The organism is Coleofasciculus sp. C1-SOL-03, from assembly GCF_040220555.1.
Taxonomy (GTDB): domain Bacteria; phylum Cyanobacteriota; class Cyanobacteriia; order Cyanobacteriales; family Coleofasciculaceae; genus Coleofasciculus.
Map to the genome: position 1 here is coordinate 1 of NZ_JAVJUO010000131.1, position 22,619 is coordinate 22,619.

13 protein-coding genes are annotated in these 22,619 nt (G+C 45.2%); 9 read left to right on the plus strand and 4 right to left on the minus strand.

All coding sequences use genetic code 11. From position 1 onward, the window contains the following. Nucleotides 1-257: 257 nt before the first annotated feature. Nucleotides 258-1,676 carry an amidohydrolase gene (locus RIE73_RS20295; RefSeq protein ID WP_446402902.1) on the minus strand — a complete coding sequence of 473 codons (1,419 nt, stop codon included), beginning with the start codon at nucleotides 1,674-1,676 and terminating at the stop codon, nucleotides 258-260. 114 nt (nucleotides 1,677-1,790) lie between these two features. On the opposite strand from RIE73_RS20295, the gene RIE73_RS20300 reads away from it, so the two are divergent. From RIE73_RS20300 to RIE73_RS20310, 3 genes are all read left to right on the plus strand, one after another. Then, nucleotides 1,791-1,913 (plus strand): hypothetical protein, encoded by a 123-nt coding sequence (locus RIE73_RS20300; RefSeq protein ID WP_446402903.1) that lies wholly within the window; start codon nucleotides 1,791-1,793, stop codon nucleotides 1,911-1,913. Between the two features lie 84 nt (nucleotides 1,914-1,997). Next, a complete protein-coding gene (locus RIE73_RS20305) occupies nucleotides 1,998-2,768 on the plus strand; it encodes a cysteine hydrolase family protein (protein WP_446403049.1) in 771 nt (256 codons plus the stop codon). A 126-nt stretch (nucleotides 2,769-2,894) separates the two neighbouring features. Beyond that, nucleotides 2,895-3,347, plus strand: coding sequence for a cupin domain-containing protein (locus RIE73_RS20310; protein ID WP_446403050.1), 453 nt, complete (start codon nucleotides 2,895-2,897; stop codon nucleotides 3,345-3,347). Between the two features lie 235 nt (nucleotides 3,348-3,582). Here the strand turns inward: RIE73_RS20310 and RIE73_RS20315 are convergent, their stop codons facing one another. Beyond that, entirely contained in the window at nucleotides 3,583-4,260 is a 678-nt protein-coding gene (locus tag RIE73_RS20315) for a ThuA domain-containing protein (RefSeq protein WP_446402904.1), read from the minus strand. 49 nt (nucleotides 4,261-4,309) lie between these two features. Here RIE73_RS20315 and RIE73_RS20320 point away from each other — a divergent pair, with 49 nt between their 5' ends. From RIE73_RS20320 to RIE73_RS20330, 3 genes are all read left to right on the plus strand, one after another. Beyond that, complete coding sequence (locus RIE73_RS20320; protein WP_446402905.1) at nucleotides 4,310-5,956, plus strand: CocE/NonD family hydrolase; 1,647 nt, start codon at nucleotides 4,310-4,312, stop codon at nucleotides 5,954-5,956. Between the two features lie 735 nt (nucleotides 5,957-6,691). Next, a complete protein-coding gene (locus RIE73_RS20325) occupies nucleotides 6,692-10,705 on the plus strand; it encodes a response regulator (RefSeq protein ID WP_446402906.1) in 4,014 nt (1,337 codons plus the stop codon). A 60-nt stretch (nucleotides 10,706-10,765) separates the two neighbouring features. Then, nucleotides 10,766-12,028, plus strand: coding sequence for a sensor histidine kinase (locus tag RIE73_RS20330; RefSeq protein WP_446402907.1), 1,263 nt, complete (start codon nucleotides 10,766-10,768; stop codon nucleotides 12,026-12,028). On the opposite strand, the gene RIE73_RS20335 is transcribed toward RIE73_RS20330, so the two are convergent. Next, nucleotides 12,025-14,352 carry a response regulator gene (locus RIE73_RS20335; RefSeq protein WP_446402908.1) on the minus strand — a complete coding sequence of 776 codons (2,328 nt, stop codon included), beginning with the start codon at nucleotides 14,350-14,352 and terminating at the stop codon, nucleotides 12,025-12,027. The genes RIE73_RS20330 and RIE73_RS20335 overlap by 4 nt on opposite strands. Nucleotides 14,353-14,887: 535 nt before the next feature. On the opposite strand from RIE73_RS20335, the gene RIE73_RS20340 reads away from it, so the two are divergent. Then, nucleotides 14,888-15,454: a helix-turn-helix domain-containing protein gene (locus RIE73_RS20340; RefSeq protein ID WP_446402909.1), complete on the plus strand. Its 567-nt coding sequence runs from the start codon at nucleotides 14,888-14,890 to the stop codon at nucleotides 15,452-15,454. A 221-nt stretch (nucleotides 15,455-15,675) separates the two neighbouring features. Continuing rightward, entirely contained in the window at nucleotides 15,676-19,161 is a 3,486-nt protein-coding gene (locus tag RIE73_RS20345) for a WD40 domain-containing protein (protein WP_446402910.1), read from the plus strand. 70 nt (nucleotides 19,162-19,231) lie between these two features. Here the strand turns inward: RIE73_RS20345 and RIE73_RS20350 are convergent, their stop codons facing one another. Then, nucleotides 19,232-20,554: an AAA-like domain-containing protein gene (locus RIE73_RS20350; RefSeq protein ID WP_446402911.1), complete on the minus strand. Its 1,323-nt coding sequence runs from the start codon at nucleotides 20,552-20,554 to the stop codon at nucleotides 19,232-19,234. A 508-nt stretch (nucleotides 20,555-21,062) separates the two neighbouring features. Here RIE73_RS20350 and RIE73_RS20355 point away from each other — a divergent pair. Then, nucleotides 21,063-22,526: a sodium/glutamate symporter gene (locus RIE73_RS20355; protein WP_446402912.1), complete on the plus strand. Its 1,464-nt coding sequence runs from the start codon at nucleotides 21,063-21,065 to the stop codon at nucleotides 22,524-22,526. Nucleotides 22,527-22,619: the final 93 nt, after the last annotated feature.

Consider the following 22,619-nt stretch of genomic DNA (forward strand, 5'->3'; position numbering starts at 1 on the left):
AACGAAAAATAGGGCGTTTCGGCTTTTAGAAGTTAGCTTGACCGAACCTAATTTTGTACGGTTTTTCCCCCTTGTCTTCTTTCCATCCTTGTCCTCCTTGTCTTGTCCCAACCATAAAATAAAAAACCTACACCTGTAAGGTAGGGATCAGGGGGAGCAGGGGAAGCTGGGGAAGCCGGGGGAGCAATGGTATAGCAACCGCCATAGCGGTTAGGACACATCATTTATGTTCCAGACGTTGCATGCAACGTCTCTACTTAGGAATGTTCTAAACCCATTACTTGACGATAATGCACCTCAAAGGGCTGAATGCTTTTAGACTGGCGATTCATCATCCATTCACTCTGCTCAAATAATTCCTGCCTTAATTCATCTACGTCAATGCGGGTAACTTGTCCATCCGCAACCACTCGTTCCCCATTCACCCAAACTGTATCCACCACATTTGTCGGACGCCCTAACACCAGTGAAGCGATCGGATCAGTACGGGGTAAGACAGATAAATGGGTCAAATCATATAATACTAAATCGGCTTTTTTGCCAATTGTCAATGAACCCAACTCATCCGCTATATTCAACCCCTTTGCCCCGCCTAAGGATGCCATCTTAATTGCCTGACGCGGCGTAATCCAGTGGCGATACTCTAAGTCGGTGGTATTGTGCAATAGCGTACCTATCTTAATCGCTTCCAAGACATCCTGAGCATCATTACTCGCTGCACCATCACAGCCAAAGCTAACATTAATTCCCGCTTTTCGGTAGTTCAAAATGGGTGCAATCCCACTTCCTAAGCGCAAATTACTCAAAGGATTGTGAACCACTGTCGATCGCGTCTGGGCTAACATGCCAATATCGGCATCATTTAACCAGACACAGTGCGCCAAAGACGTGCGCCGACTCAAGTAGCCCATCTGTTGCAAATGTTTCACCGCACTACAGCCATATTTTTCTTGGGCGAGTTGCTGCTGTGCTTTTGTTTCCAATAGATGGGCGTGACGACATAAATTCTGGCGATCGCTTAATTCAATGCAACCCTCGAACAGTGCGTCTGAACAGAGTTGTATCCCCGTTGGTGCAACAAGAATGTTGATTCCTGATTCGGGATGATGAAATCGCTGCACCACTTCCTGCATAAATGCCAGGATTTCCTCGGTTGAGTGATGATACTGATCATGTTTCCGGTTCACCTCCCCATCGGGAATCCCTTGGGACAGGGACTCATCTTGAATCAACGGACCAATAAACGCCCGAATTCCAATCTCCTGATACGCCCGAACCGCCGCCGCAACGGTTTCCATTTCTTTCCCTGGAATTAAAACTAAATGATCGACAACGGTTGTCCCACCCGATAATAACGTTTCCACGGCTGTTCCCAAGGCACTTAAATAAACCTGTTCCGGTTCTAAGGGCGTAAATTCATAAAGTTGGGCAATCCACAGTTCTAACGGTAAGGGTGGAATCATACCCCGTTGCCACAGTTCCGAGGAGTGAGTGTGGGCATTGATAAAACCGGGGAGAAGCAGTTTATTTTCGCCATCGACTGTAGTCTTCCTTTCCCCAGAATTAACAACCGAATGAGGAACAATTGTGGCGATCCGATCTGCCTCAATTTTGACATCGACAGTTGTATAGTCTGGTTCAAGGGGAATTAAAACGTTTTTAACAGTAAAACTCACGATTGATTAGTCGTTTAGGGAAAAGATTATTCGCATAAATCTGGTTCGTAGTTGTGCTTCAGCGCTATAAATTTCCAGTTTGCTGACGATAAACCCTAACGTCAGTTAAGGGAAATGACACTAACTTTAGAGTTTGTTGTTAGCGATGCGAGCGCTTATGGCACGCTTCGTGCCTACTACGAACGCAGATTAAGGGTGTGTCCCCTGGCGAAGCGCGATCGCATCAGTCATGCCTGAACGATAGCACCGTTATATTCTGGCTCATGTCTGGTCAGCCGTGCAATCCTGAGTACAATGATTGGCATGTCTATCATTACTGTCATGAATCAACCGTTACGGACATTAGGTGTCGCCCCGAATGCATGGGGAGTAAATGACGCGATCGCGGATTTGACTCGCCCCTCCCTAACTCCTCATCCGATTACCCTTACCACCGAAACCAAAAGCCTGCGCCTGGATTTAGTTAAATCTGCCATCCTGATCATCGACATGCAAAATGACTTCTGTCATCCCGATGGCTGGTTAGCCCATATTGGCGTAGATGTAACCCCAGCCCGCAACCCAATCGAACCTCTGACAGCCTTGCTTCCTCAGTTACGAGAGGTTAATGTCCCTGTGATTTGGGTGAACTGGGGAAATCGTCCCGACTTACTCAATATTAGTGCTGGATTGCGCCATGTTTATAATCCTACAGGTGCAGGAATTGGACTCGGTGATCCCTTGCCTAAAAGTGGGGCAAAAGTGCTAACCAAAGACAGTTGGGCTGCGGCAATTGTGGATGGATTAAACCACGAACCCGAAGATATTTATATTGACAAATATCGCATGAGTGGTTTCTGGGATACTCCCTTAGACAGTATTTTACGTAATATGGGCAAAACTACTCTTTTCTTTGCAGGTGTCAACATTGATCAATGTGTTATGGCAACATTACAAGATGCTAACTTCCTGGGATATGATTGTGTTTTGCTCAAAGATTGTGCGGCAACAACGTCTCCTGATTACTGCTTTAAAGCCACGATTTATAATGTGAATCAGTGTTTTGGGTTTACCAGCGATTCTCAATTACTTGTTAAAGCTTTAAAAGCGTAAAACATTCAGAATGCAGAGGGCAGAGAGGCAAGGAAAATGGGGAAAGTTAGCAGCTACTAACGGTTTGCATCAAAAAGGAATGACAAATGACCAATGACCAATGACGAATTTCAGGAGAAACTACCCATGGAATCCCGTTGTATGATTCCCGTGATTAAATCCCCCAAGGACTACCAAGCCTATCGCATTAGTCCCCAGGATAGCAACCGTTTAGCTATTATCTTCGATCCGGCGATCGCGGATTCATCATTAACTGTTTGTGTGGAGATTTTTGATCAAGGCGGCAAAACTCCCCCGAATCGTCATCAGATTGCTGTAGAAATGTTTTTTATCCTTAAAGGGGAAGGAATTGCCCGGTGTGATGGCAAAAATGTGCCGTTTCGGGCAGGAGATAGTTTGTTAGTGCCACCAACGGGTATTCATGAAATTATAAATACAGGTCAAGGTCGTTTATATGCGTTATGTTTCATGGTTCCCAATGAGGATTTTGTTGAACTGATTCGCAGCGGTACACCTGTAGATTTGGATGAGGAAGATTTTCGCGTCTTGGGACGTACTGATGCGGTGGTTCCGTGTTAAATAGGCAATAGGCAATAGGCAATAGTAAGGAATTAGGTAGTTCAATAAACGGGAACGGTGGAGATTATCATTCGTTTGTCATTTGTCTTATGTCATTTGTAAGAGATTGAAACCTAGAATCAGGGCGGGTTTTGAATATAGGTTATCATCAATGACGAAACGAAAGTTCCTAAACCCGCCCCTACATAAAACCCTGTCCTCGAACAAGGTGACGAGTTCAACAATCAACAATTAACTAATTTAAAGGACTTGCCCAATACACGGAATTGGTAATAACGCGCAATACATTTGGCTGATAATAAGTAGGATAAAGTTCGTCGCCAGGACGAAAGTAAAAAATTTTACCTTTGCCTCGGTGAAAACAACAGCCACTGCGAAAGACTTCACCCCCCTCAAACCAACTGATAAATACTAAACTATCCGGATTAGGAATATCGAAAAACTCGCCGTACATTTCCTCAGCCGCCAGTTCAAAGGACTCATCTAAACCTGCGGCAATGGGATGGGATGGATCAACAAGCCAAAGTCGTTCTTTTTCGCCATCATTGCGCCATTTGAGACTACATGACGTACCCATCAGTCGTTTAAAAATTTTGGAAAAGTGACCCGAATGCAATACAATTAAACCCATGCCAGACAACACACGCTGATGGACTTTATCGACGATAGCGTCTTGTACTTGATCATGGGCAATGTGTCCCCACCAGATTAAAACATCGGTTTGGTTAAGGATGGCATCAGTTAATCCATGATCAGGTTGGTCTAATGTTGCAGTTTTAACTGTTAATCCTGAGGATTGCAAATGTTGTGCGATCGCGTGATGAATCCCATCAGGATAAATCTGGGCAACCTCAGGTTTTTGTTTTTCCACTTGATACTCATTCCAAACCGTAACGCGAGGATTAGCTGTCATATTATAAACCCTTTATTTCTTTTTCAATTATGCCAATGAACCATGAACCATGAACAAAATTCATAAACAAACAGCATCCCTGTTAACCCGCGATGGAATTCGTCTAGATGCTGATATTTACTATCCCGATACTGATACAGACTTACCTGTACTCCTGATGCGACAACCTTACGGAAGGGCGATCGCGTCTACGGTAGTCTATGCCCATCCTACTTGGTATGCTACCCAGGGGTATATTGTCGTGATTCAGGATGTGCGGGGACGGGGAACCTCTGGGGGAGAGTTTCAGCTATTTGTCCACGAGGTTGCTGATGGCATTGATACCATTAACTGGGTGTCACAGTTACCCGGTAGCAATGGACAGGTGGGCATGTATGGCTTTTCCTATCAGGGGATGACTCAACTATATGCAGCATCGGCAAATCTGCCCGCGTTGAAAACCATTTGTCCGGCGATGATGGCGTATGATTTATATGCAGATTGGGCGTATGAAAATGGGGCATTTTGTTTACAAGTAAATTTAGGCTGGGCAGTACAATTAGCCGCCGAAACTGCCCGATTAAAGGGTGATGCTATTGCTTATCAAGTTCTCTATACTGCCTCTCGCAATTTGCCGTTTTATCATCCATCCTCTAAGTTTATTGAGAGTTTAAGCAAATATGCGCCAAATTCGTTTTACTATGAATGGCTAAATCATCCTCAACCCGGAGAGTATTGGCAAAAACTCTCCCCTAACCTCGACGACGTAGACTTACCAATGCTGCATATTGGCGGTTGGTTTGATCCGTATCTCCGGGGCAATCTGCGCCTCTATAAAGAAATGGCAAATCGGAGTAACTTTCCCCAGCATTTGATTATAGGACCTTGGGCGCATCTGCCTTGGGGACGGAAAGTTGGCGCAAGAGATTATGGCGCAGAGGCGGTAAGTCCTGTGGATAGGTTACAAGTGCGTTGGTTTGATCAGTTTCTCAAGGGAATTGATAGCGGATTGTTGAATCAACCGCCTGTCTATTTATTTGAAATGGGCAGTAATCAATGGCGTTATTTTGATAGGTGGTTGTCAGATAATCAGCAATCCTATTATCTTTCCAGCACAGGTTTAGCTAGTGTGCGAGATGATTCCGGGACTCTTATCCCCCAATCGGAATTATCTGACCCATTGTCCGTCTTATCGGCTGCAACTGATGTCTTTGTTCATGATCCCTGGCGTCCGGTTCCAGCGTTGGGAGGTCATGCAGCAATACCTGCGGGTTCTTTTGATCGTTCTACTATTGATAGCCGCACTGATGTTTTAACTTATACTTCAGCCGCGTTTACTGACGATTTCCATCTAATGGGGGATGTCGCGGTAGAGGTTTTCTGCCACGCTGAGCAATCGAGTTTTGATCTCTGTGCCGTGTTATCGGAAGTCTTTCCTAATGGGATCGTTTATAATTTCACTCAGGGGTATGCGACTGTAAGTCTGGGTCAAGAAACAACACCCGTTAGGATTGAACTCCAGCCAACTTGTATTAAAATTGCCAAAGGGAATGCATTACGCCTAAGTCTAAGCGCTGCTTGCTTTCCAGCGCATCCCGTGAATCCGGGAACAGGCGTATCGTCTGCGGCAATGTCCTTGATGGAGGCTCAAATTATTACACTTACGGTGAATTGTGGTGGAAACTTGACATCAAAGGTTTTGCTACCAATAACTTAAGTTTATCTTATGATATTTGGCTTGATTGATGGGACACGGAAAGAACGAAAATCAGCCATCAGAAAGGATTCTACGCTCTAGACTCTCAACGCTTAAACCTGTCTTAAGCGGTTGCCTGTTCCAGCTTTTAAGCGTTAAAGAGTATAAATACTTAGCACCGAGCTGTATTATACCTTATACAATTAAAACTGGAATAAATAATCCAGGTAAAGGGAGGCTTAAATCGGTTGCTGATGAGGATAAAAAACTAGGTACAATGAGAGAAGTGATCGAGTTCCTTTACCTGTTTGGTTTAACTCTACTATCTATCTAGCGAGAACTTTTACAACGCTAAGATCCTGACATAAAGCCTGCACTCCTGTCGTTTTTGCGTTAACCCGGATAAATTTCAGAACGAGTCTGAATATCAAATCAGTAGCCCAAGGGCGAAGGACTGCACCTATAACCGACAATTAGCATCAAAGCTTATCGTGGCTCAAGCGCCGACGACGAACAGCGCCTAGCTCAATGGCTAGCGCTCAAGGTCTGGCACGGATGTGATACAAGAAAACTAGAACTATTTTAAGGATTATCGAGAACATCTGAGACTCACACACCTTTGCCTAGGCTATTCCTACCTAACTTGTTGAGAACTCTAGTCAACTGCTGATGGTGAAAACACCTGCTTCAGCACGGTTTAAATTGACCAACTTTTCCCCCAAGCTCAACCCAGTCAAGAGTTTTGACGTTTGATTAATGATGAACAAGCCCTCCTTTCTAGAAACGACCCCCCAAGAGAATGACCAGCAACCGTTGGTACAGCCTCACAAGTCTTGGCGTCCCCGTCATTTTCTAGTCTGGATGATAGTGGGTCTAACCACGGTGGCGATTGGCGCTGTCGCCACAGTCAGCTATTTTGGAGTGCGCCAGCTAATCCTGGAAAACCTGAAGCAAAATGCGCTCAATTCAGTGCAAGCCGAAGCCAGTGAAATCGATCGCTGGCTAGCCACGCGCAAGGCTGAAGTCGAAACCATCGCCAGTACCCCGATCTTGCGATCGATGGATTGGTCGCAGATTAAACCGTACTTGGAACGGGAAGTCCAACGCAGCCGGGATTTTACCTCGTTTTCCCTGATCAGGGCAGATGGAACCTTTCAAAGCAGCAATGAAGGTCAGGGGAATGTCAGCGATCGCCGATATTTTCAACAGGCGATGGCGGGAAAAGTCTACGTCTCTGATCCCTTGATTAGTCGAGCAACGGAATTACCGATTATTGCCATTGCCGCGCCGATTCTAGCACTTCCCCCCCAACCGCCTCGACCTGTTGGTGCAACCGTGGGGGCGATTGATATTGAGCGCGTTGCTGAAGTTGTCGAAGAAATTTCCTTTGGCAAGGACAGTTACGCCTTTGCCCTCAACTCTAAAGGAGTACCAATTGTTTATCCTGACCAAGAAACAATGGGAACGCCGGAAAAACCCGCCTCCAGTTTACTTGAGTCACCCGACCCGGATCTAGCCGCGATCGCTCGCCAGATGGTGAACAAAGAACAGGGCATCCAAAAGGCAACTATTGAAGGGGAATCCGTTTATGTGGCGTATGTCCATCTAGAAGAGGCAAACTGGTCGATTGCCTTAGTCATGAACGATGAGAAAATAGAAAGTCCGATCTGGTCACTCAACTTGCTGGCGATTGTCTTAGTCACCCTATTGATCGTTGCCATAATTTTCGTCTGGCGACAGGTGAAACTCTTTGAGATGACCCGGGCTAAAGCCGCCAAAGAAGCGCTGCTTAACCGCTTGACCAATCGCATTCATTCCTCACTCGACCTGGATCGCACCTTACCCGCTACCTTAGAAGAATTGACATCGTTGCTGGGGTTAGAACGAGTCATTTTTGGCTGGTTGCTTGATAAACAGACGTTGAGAATTGCCTACGAGTACACTGATGAGGGTTTATCTAGCGAATCCAAACAGTTAAAGGTAGCGACTCCTGGTAACGTGGAGACTCAGTTCCGCAAGGGTGAGACCGTTAATTTTAAAGTGTCCCCGGTCAATGGTCAAGCGGATGATGCTGGTTTAGAAAACACCCCAAATCCGCCTCCAGCTTCAGAGGACACCTATATCCTGGAAAAGGCTCACTATTCAGCAATTCCCATCCGTCCTCAAACCGGACCGTTGGGCTATTTAATCTGTATCCACGCCACCAGTTGGTCGTGGAGTCCCAGCGACATCGAACTCTTAGAAGCGATTTCTAAACAAATTGCCAGTGCTTGCACCCAGTCCCATCTCTACAGGAAAACCCAAGACCAAATTCAACTCCTCGACAATACCTTAGACTCATTAGAGCGAGAACGCCGACAACTGCAACAAGTTATCGCCAGTGCGCCGATGGCAATGGCAATGTTTGATAACGAAATGCGCTATATGGCTCATTCCCAAAAATGGCTGATGGTGCAAGGGATTGAGGGGGAATCCATCATTGGTCGTAGCCATTACGAGGTGATCCCAGACGTACCGGAACACTGGAAACAAATTAATCAACGGGCGCTCACTGGGCAAGTGATCACCAACCCAGAAGATGTCTGGGAACGTAGCGATGGTTCTATTGTTTACATGCGCTGGGCAATTCATCCCTGGTATACTTCTGATGGTCAGGTGGGTGGGATTGTCATTGCCTCTGATCAGATTAACGAGTTAGTTGAAGCCAGAGAAGCCGCACTGGAAGCGGTACGGTTTAAGTCCAAATTTCTGGCGAACATGAGTCATGAAATTCGCACCCCGATGAATGGCGTCTTGGGGATGGTGGGACTCCTATTACAGACTCAACTCACGTCGCGACAGCGAGACTATGCCCAAACGATTCGCCGTAGTGCTGATCATTTACTGACCATCATCAACGATATCCTGGATTTCTCCAAATTAGAAGCGGGAGAAATGGAACTCGAAACCATTGAGTTTGACTTGGATGGCTCCATCGAATCGGTTCTTGATGTGCTAGCCACTCAAGCCGAAGCGAAGAACCTAGAACTAGCCACCTTAGTTGACCGCCAAGTCCCCCGACAACTCAAAGGTGATCCGGCGAGACTGCGACAGGTGTTGTTAAATCTGGCAAGCAATGCGATTAAATTTACCCCTCAAGGGGAAGTCGTTATTCATGTTACCTTAGAAACCGCCACCTCCAAAAATGCCACCCTCCACTTTGCCGTGTCCGATACAGGAGTGGGCATTTCCCCAGAAGGGCAGGAAAAACTCTTCCAATCCTTTTCCCAAGTCGATAACTCCACCACTCGTCAATATGGTGGCACCGGTTTAGGACTAGCTATCTGCAAACAGTTGGTCGATTTGATGGGCGGCGAAATCGGCGTACAAAGTCAGGTGGGTAAAGGTTCCACGTTCTGGTTTACGGCAAAATTTGACACCCAAACCAACGCTGAATCCCCCACCACTCCCTTTGCCCTCACCCATCTGAAACTGTTGGTTGTTTCCGAAAGCCGCACCACCCGCCAATCGGTGCGTTACTTAGTCAATACCTGGGGAATTGGGATTGATGAAGCCAACTCCGCAGAACTGTCCCTAGATGCCCTGCGCCAAGCCGCGAGACTTGACCAGCCTTATGATGTGGTGATCTGTGATTGGCAACTGCCCCAAATCGAGGATGGGTCGCTGATTCAAACTATTCGCTCTGATTCAGCGTTGAGCCACACCAAAGCTGTGGTGATGACGCCGATGAATCAACGGGATCAAGTCGAACAATTACTATCTGTGGGAGCGGCGAGTTATTTGCTCAAGCCAGTGAGAGCCTCACGGCTATTTGATAGTTTAATGGCGGCGGTAGCGCCCGAAATGATTAAAGAACAGCAGGAGGAAGAACTCGCCCAACATACAACGACTGGAGACTTCACTCATAAACAACCTGCGACTCCTCTGAATATTCTCTTAGCTGAAGATCATCCGATCAATCAACAAGTTATTCTCAATCAGTTACAGATGTTAGGTTATGACGCCGACTGCGCCGCCAATGGTCAAGTTGTCCTGGAATTAGTCGAGCAAAATTCCTACGATATCATTCTCATGGACTGTCAGATGCCTGTTCTGGATGGCTATGCGACTACAACTAAATTGATTGAGCGTTACGGTAGCACTCATCCGGTTATTATTGCTCTAACCGCTCATGCGTTTCCTGAAGATCGAGAACGATGTGCGGCAGTTGGGATGGATGACTATATCAGCAAACCTGTTGATGAGGAAATGTTGAGCGAACGGTTAGAGTATTGGGCAACCCAGATTAGACATGATCAAGACAAAGGGCAAATGGCAGAAGGAAACGAGAAGGTAGAGGACAAAAGGCAGATGAAAGAAGGAAACGAGAAGGCAGAGGACAAAGGGCAGATGGCAGATGGTAAGGAAGACATTAACTCAACCCTCAATACTTCCCCAATTAACTGGGAACACCTCCAGCGTGTCACCCTCGGTAAAAAATCGGCTCAAGAACGACTGTTGCACGCTTTTATCGAACATGCGGAAGCGGATTTAAAGGATATCCAAACCGGAATTGCTGCTGAAGACTATGAACAAATCTATGCAAAAGCCCATCGGTTGAGAGGATCAAGTGCCAATTTAGGCATGGAGGCGATCGCAGAATTAGCCGCCCAAGTCGAAAACCATGGACGTTCCGGTTCTCTAGCCGCGATCCAGGAAAACGTTGGCGAGTTAGAACAACACCTGACTACAGTTTGCGAATACATCCGCACCATGAATGGTCAATCATGAATTCCCTGTTCCCTATTCCCTATTGCCCATTGCCCATTGCCCATTCCCTAACAAATAACCATGGCAAAAATTCTAGCCGTTGATGATGATATAACCGTCCAAATCATTCTCCAAGAGTTGTTAGAGAGTGAAGGTCATGAAGTTCTGCTTGCGGACGATGGAGAAGCAGCGCTCCGAAAAACCCAAGAACTTCAACCGGATTTAATCATCTGCGATTGGATGATGCCTAAACTCGATGGCTTAGAAGTGTGCCGTCGGATCAAGGCAGATCCGCAACTAGCCACCATTTTTTTGATTCTACTAACCATACGTGAACAAGTCGCCGATCGCGTCCAAGGCTTAGATTCGGGGGCGGATGATTTTCTCTCCAAACCCATTGAACCCAGTGAATTACAAGCCAGGGTTCGTTCAGGATTGCGGCTGCGTCAATTAAACCAACAACTCTCACAAGCCCTCCACGAACTCAAGCAAACTCAATCTCAATTAGTTCAGAGTGAAAAAATGTCCAGCTTGGGTCAGATGGTTGCTGGAATTGCTCATGAAATTAATAACCCTGTTACCTTCATTCATGGAAATTTATCCTACATCGAGGACTATAGCCAAGACTTGTTCGATCTAGTTGAATCCTATCAACAGGAGTATCCCCATCCGAGTCCGCGTCTGCAAGACAAAATAACTGATGTAAATCTGGACTTTTTGAGCCAAGACTTTCCCAAAGTCTTGGCTTCGATGAAAGTTGGCACTAAACGCCTACAAGAATTGGTGTTATCACTGCGGAAGTTTTCCCGACTCAATGAAGCGGAACGGAAATCGGTCGATCTCCATGAAGGAATAGAAGGCGCTCTTTTTCTTGTCCAACATCGGTTATCTACATCAGCGGGACAGCCATGGATTCAAATCATCAAAGAATACAGCGATTTACCCCCCTTTGAATGCTACCCCGGACAACTGAATCAAGTTTTTCTCCATATTATTAATAATGCTATTGATGCTTTGGAAAGGGATACAGAAAAAGAGCCACTGAACAATTATTTACCTCAAACTATCCCAACGATTAAAATTAAAACAACTCTTCAAAACAACTATCAAGTTATTATTCGCATTATTGATAATGGAACAGGTATAGCAGAACGTGTAAAACCGCGAATATTTGATCCATTTTTTACGACAAAACCTGTGGGTCAAGGCAGAGGGTTAGGGCTATCAATTGCCCATCAAATTGTGGTAAATCAGCATAGCGGTGAATTGGACTGTGTGTCTCAACTGGATGTCGGCACTGAGATGATCATTAAACTTCCGTTTAAAAAATGTTTGTTAAGTTAAAATAACCGATTAAATATTGGCACCACATTACATTTTTTGGTTTCTACTATTACAGGAATTTTAATCATAAATTCACTGCCTTGACCTAAAGCTGAAATACAGCGGATTTCACCTTTGTGTTGTTCGACTACAATCTGATGACTTACGGCTAATCCTAAACCCGTGCCTCTACCCACAGGTTTTGTGGTGAAAAAAGGATCAAAGATATGCTGACGTATAGTTTCACTCATGCCAATTCCGTTATCTTTAATCCGAATAATAATGGATTGAGGCAGTGCAGAGTTAGGATTAGAGAGTTCAGTTTTTATTCTAATTGACCGAGTTATTGATTGATAATCTAAAGCTTCAATGGCATTATCGAAAATATTGAAAAATACCTGGTTGAGCAGACTGGCATAACAAGTGACTGGCGGAAGTTGACTATAGTGCTTAATCACTTTGATTTCTGGACGATTGCCTTCCGCTCTAAGTCTAGACTGCAAGATAAATAGGGTATTGTCAATACATTCATGAATATCAACGGGTTTTAACTGGGCTTCATCTAATTTGGAAAAGCTTTTAAGGGAGCGCACAATTTTCTCAATGCGTTCAATGCCAATTTGCATAGATTGGATCAGTTTATCCCAATCCTCAACCAGAAACTCTAAATCAATCTCCTCACTCAGTTGGTGAATTTCTGCCGTCGGCTCAGGATAGGTATTTTGGTACAGTTGCACCAGTTTTAATAGGTCTTGGAAATAGGTGCGGGCATAGCTAATATTGCCATAGATAAAGTTAGCAGGGTTGTTAATTTCATGGGCGATTCCTCCAACGATTCGTCCTAAACTCGACATTTTCTCGGTTTGGATCAGTTGGGCTTGGGTGCGTTTTAATTGTTTTAGGGCTTCTTGTAGCGCCTGGGATTTTTGGCGTTCTCGGGTTTCTGATTGTCGTAGCGCGAGTTCGATTTGTTTGCGATCGCTAATATCAATTGCTGCACCTAGGGTTTGTCGCGTTGTGCCGTCTGCATTCTGTTTAAACACCGTTTCTTGGGCAAATAACCAACGCCATTCCCCATTTTTGTGGCGCATCCGATACTCTAACTCAAAGACATCACCAATCTGGGCATATTTGATCCGGTGTTGATGATCCCAAACGATGTCGAAATCATCCGGGTGCATCAGTATCGAGAGAACTTGGTTCCCCATGTCTTGAATTTCTGCGGGGGTATAGCCTAAAATTACATGGATTTCTCGGTTGGTATAGACATTGCGTCTTTCTACCCAATCATGAATATAGATAATATTCGGATTCGCCTCATTAATTGCCTTTAACCAGCGCTGGGAGTCTTGCAGGGCTTGATCCAGTTGCTGGCGTTCAATTCCCACCGCGATTTCATGGGTAATAGAGGCTGAGGTATCCAGGGTGGTTTGATGGAAAGGATGACGGGAACATAGTGCCATCACTCCCACCAGATCAGCTTCCACAATCAAGGGATAGCCCGCAAAGGATACTATTTCTTCCCATCTTGCCCATTCGGGATCACTGATGTTTGGATCATTAGCGATATTATTACTCAGGTAAGGTTGACGTTGACTGGCAATGTGACCAATGATTGAATCACCCACTAAGACTTGAGCGTGAGTCCCGTCAATATGGGTGTATAATCCTGTTGAAGCTTGCAATTCCAGGAGATTGTCCTGGGAGTTTAGCGTCCAAATTTGGGCAAATGCGACATCTAAATGGTCAACTAACGCTTGAGTACAGCGAAATAGCATCGCCGATAATTCAGTTTCCTGACTTAAGGCTAATCCGATATCGGAACGTAAGGCTAACCGTCGCGTTTGTACCGCTAACTCTACTTCTGCTTGTTTGCGATCGCAAATTTCTTGTTGCAGTTGGATATTTTGTTGTTGCAGTTGCAGGGTTAAGAAACGGAGATGCAGGTGCGTTTTAATCCGGGCTAACACCTCATCGACTTGCATGGGTTTGGTGATGTAATCAACCGCCCCTAAGGATAAGCCTTTGACTTTCGCCTCAGAATTCGATGTATCTGTTGCTGCTGTCATAAAAATGACCGGGATATCTTTGGTTTTCTCCCAGGTTTTGAGATGACGGCAAGTTTCAAATCCATCCATTTCTGGCATCATCACATCCAGTACGATCAAGTCTGGAGTCAACTGTTCTAGGAGTTTCAAGCCTTTGATACCACTCTTAGCGATTCGCACTTCATAGCCAGTATTTCGTAAACAGTCTGAAATCGGTTTCAGATTTTCGACCCTATCGTCAATCAGCAAAATTGTTGCCTGTCTAGGAAAATATTGGCGAGTTGCATTGATGGTCATGAACCTATTCTGAGTATTTGCAGCCAACTGTTTATTGCATTTGATGGTATTTTGCTTTTCTGAATACCCAACAATATGGACTTGCGACGAGAATGACTATGATAACTATGGAAGTGATAAGTGTAGCTTATTCTATTTAGCTTATAGCAAGTCTTTCGAGTTGTCAAGACAACAATAATAACTGAAAAATATGACGTTTCTGACCTTCATTGAAATAAACACCTTACTTTTCTGACCTTTTCATTGCCAGAAAAATGATATATATAGAAGTATAGCGGATTAAAATTATCAGCCTTAAAATTTAGGCTGAGTATACAGGCGACACCAGGAATTAGACTGATCGTTGTCTGGATACTGAAAGGGTAACTAACTATTACATTATATTTATCACTTCCAATTTCTTTCCTTGTCTTGAATACCCCGTTCGGATGAAGTAGTCGAATGGGGTCTGTGTCAACCTGTTTGAACACAGTTTAATTCCCTTTGAATCAAGGTTAAAGTATCTTCCGGTTTCTCTTGGGACAGAAACCCATAAATGTGGGTATACATTAAAGTTAACCGAACAAAGGGATTAATAAATACCATCGAGCAATTTTACCGAGCTTTGCAATTTGTCATGGAGATGAAATTTTGTAGTCCAGAAAAACACAAACGGACACTTCAATATACGAGTAACGTTACTAAAGCAGAAAAAATAAATGAATTGAACGACTTTATTTTTAAAAGTCAAGATGTGAGAGAATGCAAAAGAGCTGAAGCCGTGAAACTGAGACTATTAGGACTCAACTACCAAGAAATAGCCAATAAGCTAGGCGTCTCTATTAGTTTTATTGCAAAAGTTCAAAGACAATACACTGCAAGAGGAATCGACGGAATTAAACTCAAATACAAGGGTTCAAAGGGTTATCTAACGCCTACACAACAAGCCGAAATAGTTCATTGGATTAATCACCCAGAACACCGTAAACTTTCGGCATTAAAGAGGCATTTGAAAGATGACTATGATGTTGTTTTTAAATCCAAGGAAAGTTATTATAAAATCTTGAGGGAGAGTCAATTTGGCTGGCGACAAGGGAATAAACCTAAAAAGCATAAAAATTAATAAGTAGGTGGACATAATTAACCTGAACGGTGAAAAACTCGCTTTCGTCAGAAGCAAGCTACGTCATTCGGGTCGGTTCTGGCGGTTCATCAAAAAGATAAATTTAGGACTTAAGGACACACGCCATTTATGGTAGGGGCACGATATTATCGTGCCCCTACAGGTAGCTCCCCTAAACCTCCATAGAACGTTAAAATTAGTTCATATCTCAATCCAGGAATATGAGCCATCATCCCTATCAGGTAGGAGGAAGTCTCACTGTAGATAACGCCACCTATATTTCCCGTCAAGCCGATCGCCTTCTCTATGATGCCCTATTCCAGGGAGAATTCTGCTATGTCTTCAATGCCCGACAAATGGGCAAATCTAGCCTCCGAGTCAGAATCCAGCAACAGTTACACGAACAAGGCTATCGCTGTGTCTATCTAGATATGACTCAACTGGGCAGTGAACAGGTGAGTCATCAGCAGTGGTATCGGGGCATTATGTTGGCAATTGTCAGCAAACTTCAGCTATTGGGGAAAATTCCGCTCAAACAACGCTGGCAAGACTGGGAAACCTTGCCGATGGTGCAACAATTGGGGGTGTTAATGGATGAGATCCTTACCCAACTCCCCCAAACCCGACTCTTTATCTTTGTCGATGAAATTGATACGATTCTCAGCTTATCCTTTCCGGTCAATGATTTCTTTGGCTTTATTCGGTATTGTCACGAATTACGCCAGAATCAAGCCACCTATCAACGATTAACCTGGGCATTATTTGGCGTGGCTACCCCATCGGATTTAATTCGCGATCGCACTCGCACCCCGTTTAATATTGGTCAGGCAATTGATTTAAATGATTTTCACTTAGAAGAAGCCTATCCCCTGCTGCGATATTTCCCGGATTATCTACCCAATCCAAAAGGAATTCTCAAAGCAATTCTCCATTGGAGTGGCGGTCAACCGTTATTAACTCAAAAACTCTGTCAACGGGTGGTTGAGTTGAGTACAATGGCAACCGCATCCAATCTGAGTCTTCCTTCGGGTACAGAAGACCAATGGATTGCAGAAATTGTCAAAACCCAGATTATTGACCATTGGGAATCCCAAGACAATCCTGAACATCTCCGCACCATTCGCAATCGTCTACTCTATGACGAACAACGCGCCGGACGATTATTAGGCTTATATCAACAGATTTTAGACAAAGACGGCATTATTAGTGATGACAGTCCCGAACAAACGGAATTACGACTATCGGGATTAGTGGCGAAACGAAACGGAAAATTACAGGTCAAAAACCCGATTTACCAAACCATCTTTAATCAGGAGTGGATTCAAAATCAATTCAATCAATTACGTCCCTATTCCCAAGCTTTAAATGGCTGGGTTGCCTCAAATTGTAGCGATGAGTCTTGGTTATTACGGGGAAAAGCCTTACAAGAGATGTTAATCTGGGGAAAAAATCAAAGCCTTAGCGATTTAGACTACCGTTTTCTATCCGCCAGTCAAGCCTTAGAACGCCAAGAAAGCCTTGCCAAAGCTGAAGCCGCCCGCCTCCAGGAAGTAGAAGCCCGTCTAGCCATTGAACATCAGCGCAACCAAGAACAGCAACGCAGTTTAAGGCGACAGCGCCTATTATTAGCAGGGGTCAGCAGTGCCTTAGTGATTGCGGCTGGATTAGGGATTTTTGCTTGGTATCAATATCGTCGGGCATCGGTGCGGGAAGCCGAAGCTATTGTCCAAACCGCTGAAGCCTTATTTGCCTCAGATCAACCCTTTGAAGCCTTATTAGAAGCCATTCGCGGTCAACAGCAACTCAAGGGCTGGCAACGGGTGAATCCCGCCGTACAATCTCAAGCCGATGCAATTTTAGAACGAGTGGTGTTAAATATTCATCAGCGCAACCGTTTGGATGGACATGAAGCAGCCGTTCTCACCGTTGATATTAGTCCCGATGGACAAACCATTGCCACAGCGGGAGTCGATACAAGGGTTAAAGTGTGGAATCGAGACGGCAAGCTACTCTCGACATTTAAGGCACATGAGGCGACAATTCGAGTGGTCAAATTTACCCCGGATGGTCAATTTCTGGCGACGGGGGCTGATGATGGCAAGATTCACCTTTGGACTCCCTCTGGCACATTAAAACGCACGATTAAAAGCGATTTAAATGGGATTTGGGATTTAGCATTTAGTCCCGATGGACAAACTTTGGTGGCGGTTGGACGTCCCAGTATCATGGAATTTTGGCAAATTGATGGGACTCCTATCGATCACTTTAAGATCACGCCATCGGGGGGATTATCGGTGAGGTATAATCCCCAGGGGAATCTAATTGCTATCGGCGGAAATGACGGTACCATAACCCTTTTCCATCGGGATGAACAGCGACAACAGATCATCAAGGCTCATCAGGCGGAAATTAATGCGGTTGCCTTTAGTCCTGATGGAGAACAATTGGTGACAGCTAGCCAAGATCAAACGATTAAACTGTGGCGCAAGGATGGTACGTTGCTGAAAACCTTGACTCATCATAGCGCGGGCATTAGAGATATAGATTTTAATCCAGATGGGCAAACCTTTGTGGCGGGTAGCCACGACAAAACCCTGTCGTTGTGGACTCGTCACGGTACGTTACTCAACACCTTCAAAGGGCATCAATCCGCTATTTGGGGCGTCGCCTTTAGTCCCGATGGCAAGATGCTGGCGTCAACTGGCGCGGATAATACAGTCCTGCTGTGGCAGATTCACCATCCTTTCCATCAAACTGTACACGGAGCGGGGGGAAAAGCATTAAAGGCGATTTACAGCCATGATGGACAACGCTTAGTCACGACTGGGGATCAAGATAATTTACTGTTAACTTCAACCTCTGATTTAATGATTAAATCTCTGGATTCTCAACAGGCAGTCGTCAGGAATTTATCATTGCATCCAACCCAAGACCAACTGTTATCGACTGGAATGGATCAGACGATCGAAATTCGCCAGCTAGATGGCACCGTTTTGCAAACGATTCGGGATCATGATGAGGTGGTCATGGGGGCTGATTGGCATCCCAGTGGCGAGGAAATCGTCTCAGCCACCGCCTCGGCTCATATCTATCGCTGGAATACCCAGGGTAAAAAGCTGACAGGTTGGTTAGGTCACTCCGCCCCGATTTGGGATATTCGCTATAGTCCCGATGGCAGTCAGTTTGCCACCGCTGGGAATGATACTACGGTAAAACTCTGGAGTCGAGAGGGCAAGTTACTGCACACCCTCAACCATGATTCAGCCGTGTGGCGAGTGGCATTTAGTGCCGATGGGGAATATCTGATCTCTGGGAGTGGGGATAAAACGGCGAAAATTTGGCGCAAAGACGGTACATTCGTCACCACCTTAACGGGACATCAGGCGGCGGTTTGGGGGGTGGCGTTTAGTCCCGATGGCACGTTAGCAGCGACGGCTAGCATTGATGAAACGGTGAAACTCTGGACGATGGATGGGACATTATTAGCCACCCTCAAAGGTCATACTTCGGGGATTCGCAGTCTGGTGTTTCGTCCCGATGGACAGGTGTTGGCTTCAGCCGGAGATGATCAGGCGGTGGTGTTTTGGAATATTGCCAACATTTTAAACCTGCAACCGTTAGACTATGCTTGCGATTGGGTTAAGGATTATCTTGATACAAACTCCCAAGTTACAGATAAGCCGCGACAACTTTGTCCACCGGGTTAACTATCATGTCCGGTGGAATACATCGATTAGGACGTTCGGCACCATTGTAGAGACGTTCCATGGAACGTCTCTACAATGAATAATGGGTCAAAAAATAGTTGCGATAGAGTTCACAGGGGGGACTTGCCATCAGTCCTTGCAGTTGCACCAAACCCAGTCCTTCTAAACGATGAGCGGTTTCAGCATCGAGGGGAATTGGCTGGGAACTCGATAAAACTTGATCAAAGGCTTGCTCTAACTGTTTATCCTGTGCCAATATCATCCACAGTTGCTCCAAATATTCCCCATAGATCCCTTTAGCTGTAGGGGCTTCTGCTAAGAGTTGTTCTAATGATAAATAGCCGGAACGTAACCAGTAAAACGCCAATTGAAGTAAGTAAGGATGACCCCCGACTAGAGCAACTAAAGGATCTCGGGTTTCTATCCCGACTTGCTCAAGTTGATAACGCTGCGCTAATTCGTGAATTTGAGGGCGGGTTAAAGGGGGCAAGGTTAACGGAATTCCGACATTAAAAGGGGATTGGTGAGGCTGAATTGCTAAGGTTAATTCGATGGAATAGGCAATAATTAACCGTAATTTTTGCCAATTTCCTGGGGTACGGGCTTGTTCGTACCAATGCCGCACCATGGAGAAAAAATGACTGGCTAAGTCGGGATAGTCAAACAGAGTATGCACCTTGTCAAAGGCAATCACCACAGGCGTGTCAACTGCATTGAGGCAATACTCTTGCATATAAACTGTGCAACTCATTTTACTCCCAGCCCCCTCAAACCAATAGTCGTCAAATTTGGGAGCTAAGTTCAACTGTTGGCTAATCACCCAACAAATCCATTGCAAAAATTGCTCCAAATCCTTGAACATGGCGGGTTCTGCCTGTTGGACATTGACTAAAACTGTTTGCATTTCCTGCTGATCAGCAATGCCGAACAGACGATGAATTAAAGAGGTTTTGCCCATCCGTTGTGGTGCTTTCAGACGCATCAAGCTCCCGGCTTGATTCAGGGTGGTAATGGCTAAGGTTTCTATGGGGGGACGCTCAATATATAAAGGTGACGTAGCGGGAAGAGGACGACCGGGAAAGTCGAGTTCTGCTATTGTGGTATTTGGTTGAGTTTTTCGCTGATAGAGTTCGGTGTTTCCTTGAGAAAACTGCGTTAACATAAACGCCAGATTTCGCTTGTTAATGTCACAGTTTAATCTTTGAGAGAGTGCCAGCCAAAGGTGAGAGCCAATGTCTTTAATATAACCCGAATCATATCCCGTTTCTTTAGCAATTTCTCGATATAATTTTCCTGACAACGCCCTGTCTAACACAATGGTCTCAATCTGGCTGAGTTTTCTGGGAGCAAGAATTGTTTTAACCCATTCAAGTGTTTCTTTTTGGCTATGCATTTTTAGGCAGAGAGGTCAAGATTACAGAAAAACTGGTTAATTGTAAATCCTCAAATTTAGAACGATTTTATCAGATCCGATAGTTTTGCAAAGATTAGCGATCACTGACAAACTCAATTAAATACCCATACCCCATCGCTGATGTTATGAATATCTGAGATCTGTTAATATCAAAACATAATTATAAATCAATATGGCTTTGTTGTTATATAGCAGTGTATTAGGATCAGGCAAGTCGGGAATTTTCTCGCCCACTATCTTTCCCTGACGAACGCTAAAATAAGCCTGATTCTGCACGTCCAAGGTGATACGCAAGGAAAAAAAGTGTTGACTGAACCCTAAGTAGAATGTCACTGATTTAAGGTGGGTGGGCAATGCCCACCCTACGGCATATCCAAGGTTTTGGCGATTTCCTCATGCTTATTTCAATGCCATTCACCCTAAGTACAACGCTTGAGTTGCTTAAAGCCAAGATAAAATCGAACATTACAGCATATTTAGTTTTTCCATGCTTAACCTTAAAGATGCCCTTTTCGCCTTTATCTTGGTTGCACTCCTAATTCTAGTGGGGCGGTTTATTCACCAAAAAATCCGTTGGATACAGAAACTCTACATCCCCGAATCCATTGTCGCGGGTGTGGTGGCGCTGGTGTTGGGACCCCAAGTTTTGGGTGCGATCGCCAATCCAAATTCACCCCTAGCCAATGGTGTCTTCCCTGAGTCCATTCGGGAGGTGTGGTCACAGTCTCCTGGGGTATTTATCAATATCGTCTTCGCCGCGTTGTTTCTGGGTGAATCCATTCCCCATCCCCGAGACATCTGGAATAAGGCTGCACCTCAGGTTGTATTTGGTCAAAGTTTGGCGTGGGGACAATATGTAATTGGGATTTTACTCACCTTGTTCATTCTGATTCCTGTCTTTGGAATCGATCCCACAGCAGCCGCTTTAATTGAAATTGCCTTTGAAGGGGGACATGGTACCGCCGCAGGGATGGCGGGAACGTTTCAAGAGTTGGGATTTCCCGATGGCGCTGACTTGGCGGTAGGATTAGCCACGGTAGGGATTGTGTCAGGGATTGTCACGGGAACGGTACTGGCGAATTGGGGGAGACGCCAAGGCTATGTGCAAGGTGTTCAGCAAAATGTAGCTGAACCGGAATGGTTTGAGGATTACACCCACAGTGAAACGCCGCAAATCCGCAGGGCGCGATACGTTCCTTCGGAACACGCTTCGCGATCGCGCTTGATGCGGAATATGTTGGTTGATCCGCTGTCGCTGCACTTTGGCTTTGTTGGATTAGCGATCGCGATCGGGTGGCTGATTCTGCAAGGATTAGTCTGGATCGAGTCGGTGACATGGGGTGTCGGTGGATTTGAACTGATGAGTTATGTTCCCCTATTTCCCATGGCGCTGGTGGGTGGAATTATAGTCCAGTTGCTAATGGAACGATTAGGACTCCATCCGCTAATTATTCGTCCTTTAATGAATAATATTGCAGGAGTCGCCTTAGATATTGTTGTTGTCACCGCCTTAGCGACAATTTCTCTGAAGGTACTGGGTGCTAACTTGGGTGCTTTTCTGCTACTGAGTGTTGTTGGAATTGCTTGGAATATTTTTGCCTTCCTTTATCTCGCCCCGCGCGTGATTCCTTCCTACTGGTTTGAACGAGGGCTGGGTGATTTGGGACAATCCATGGGCGTCACCGCCACAGGTATTTTATTATTGCGAATGGTTGACCCTGACAATCGATCCGGTGCCTTTGAAAGTTTTGCCTACAAACAGTTATTTTTTGAACCCATTGTTGGCGGTGGATTATTCACCGCCGCCGCACCGAGTCTAATTGCTAGATTTGGTCTGGTTTCCATCTTGTTGCTCACAGGCGGGATTCTCGTCGCTTGGCTGGTTTTTGGCTTTCTCGCGTTTGGCAAAAGTGCCAGACGAGCTAGAAAATCGGAAAAGGGAATTGAGTAGGGACAGGTGTTAATTAAGTGTTGACGGGTGAAGGTTGAATGTTAATTGATTTTCCCTTACCTGGCTTTGTACTCTAGAATAAACCTATCAACT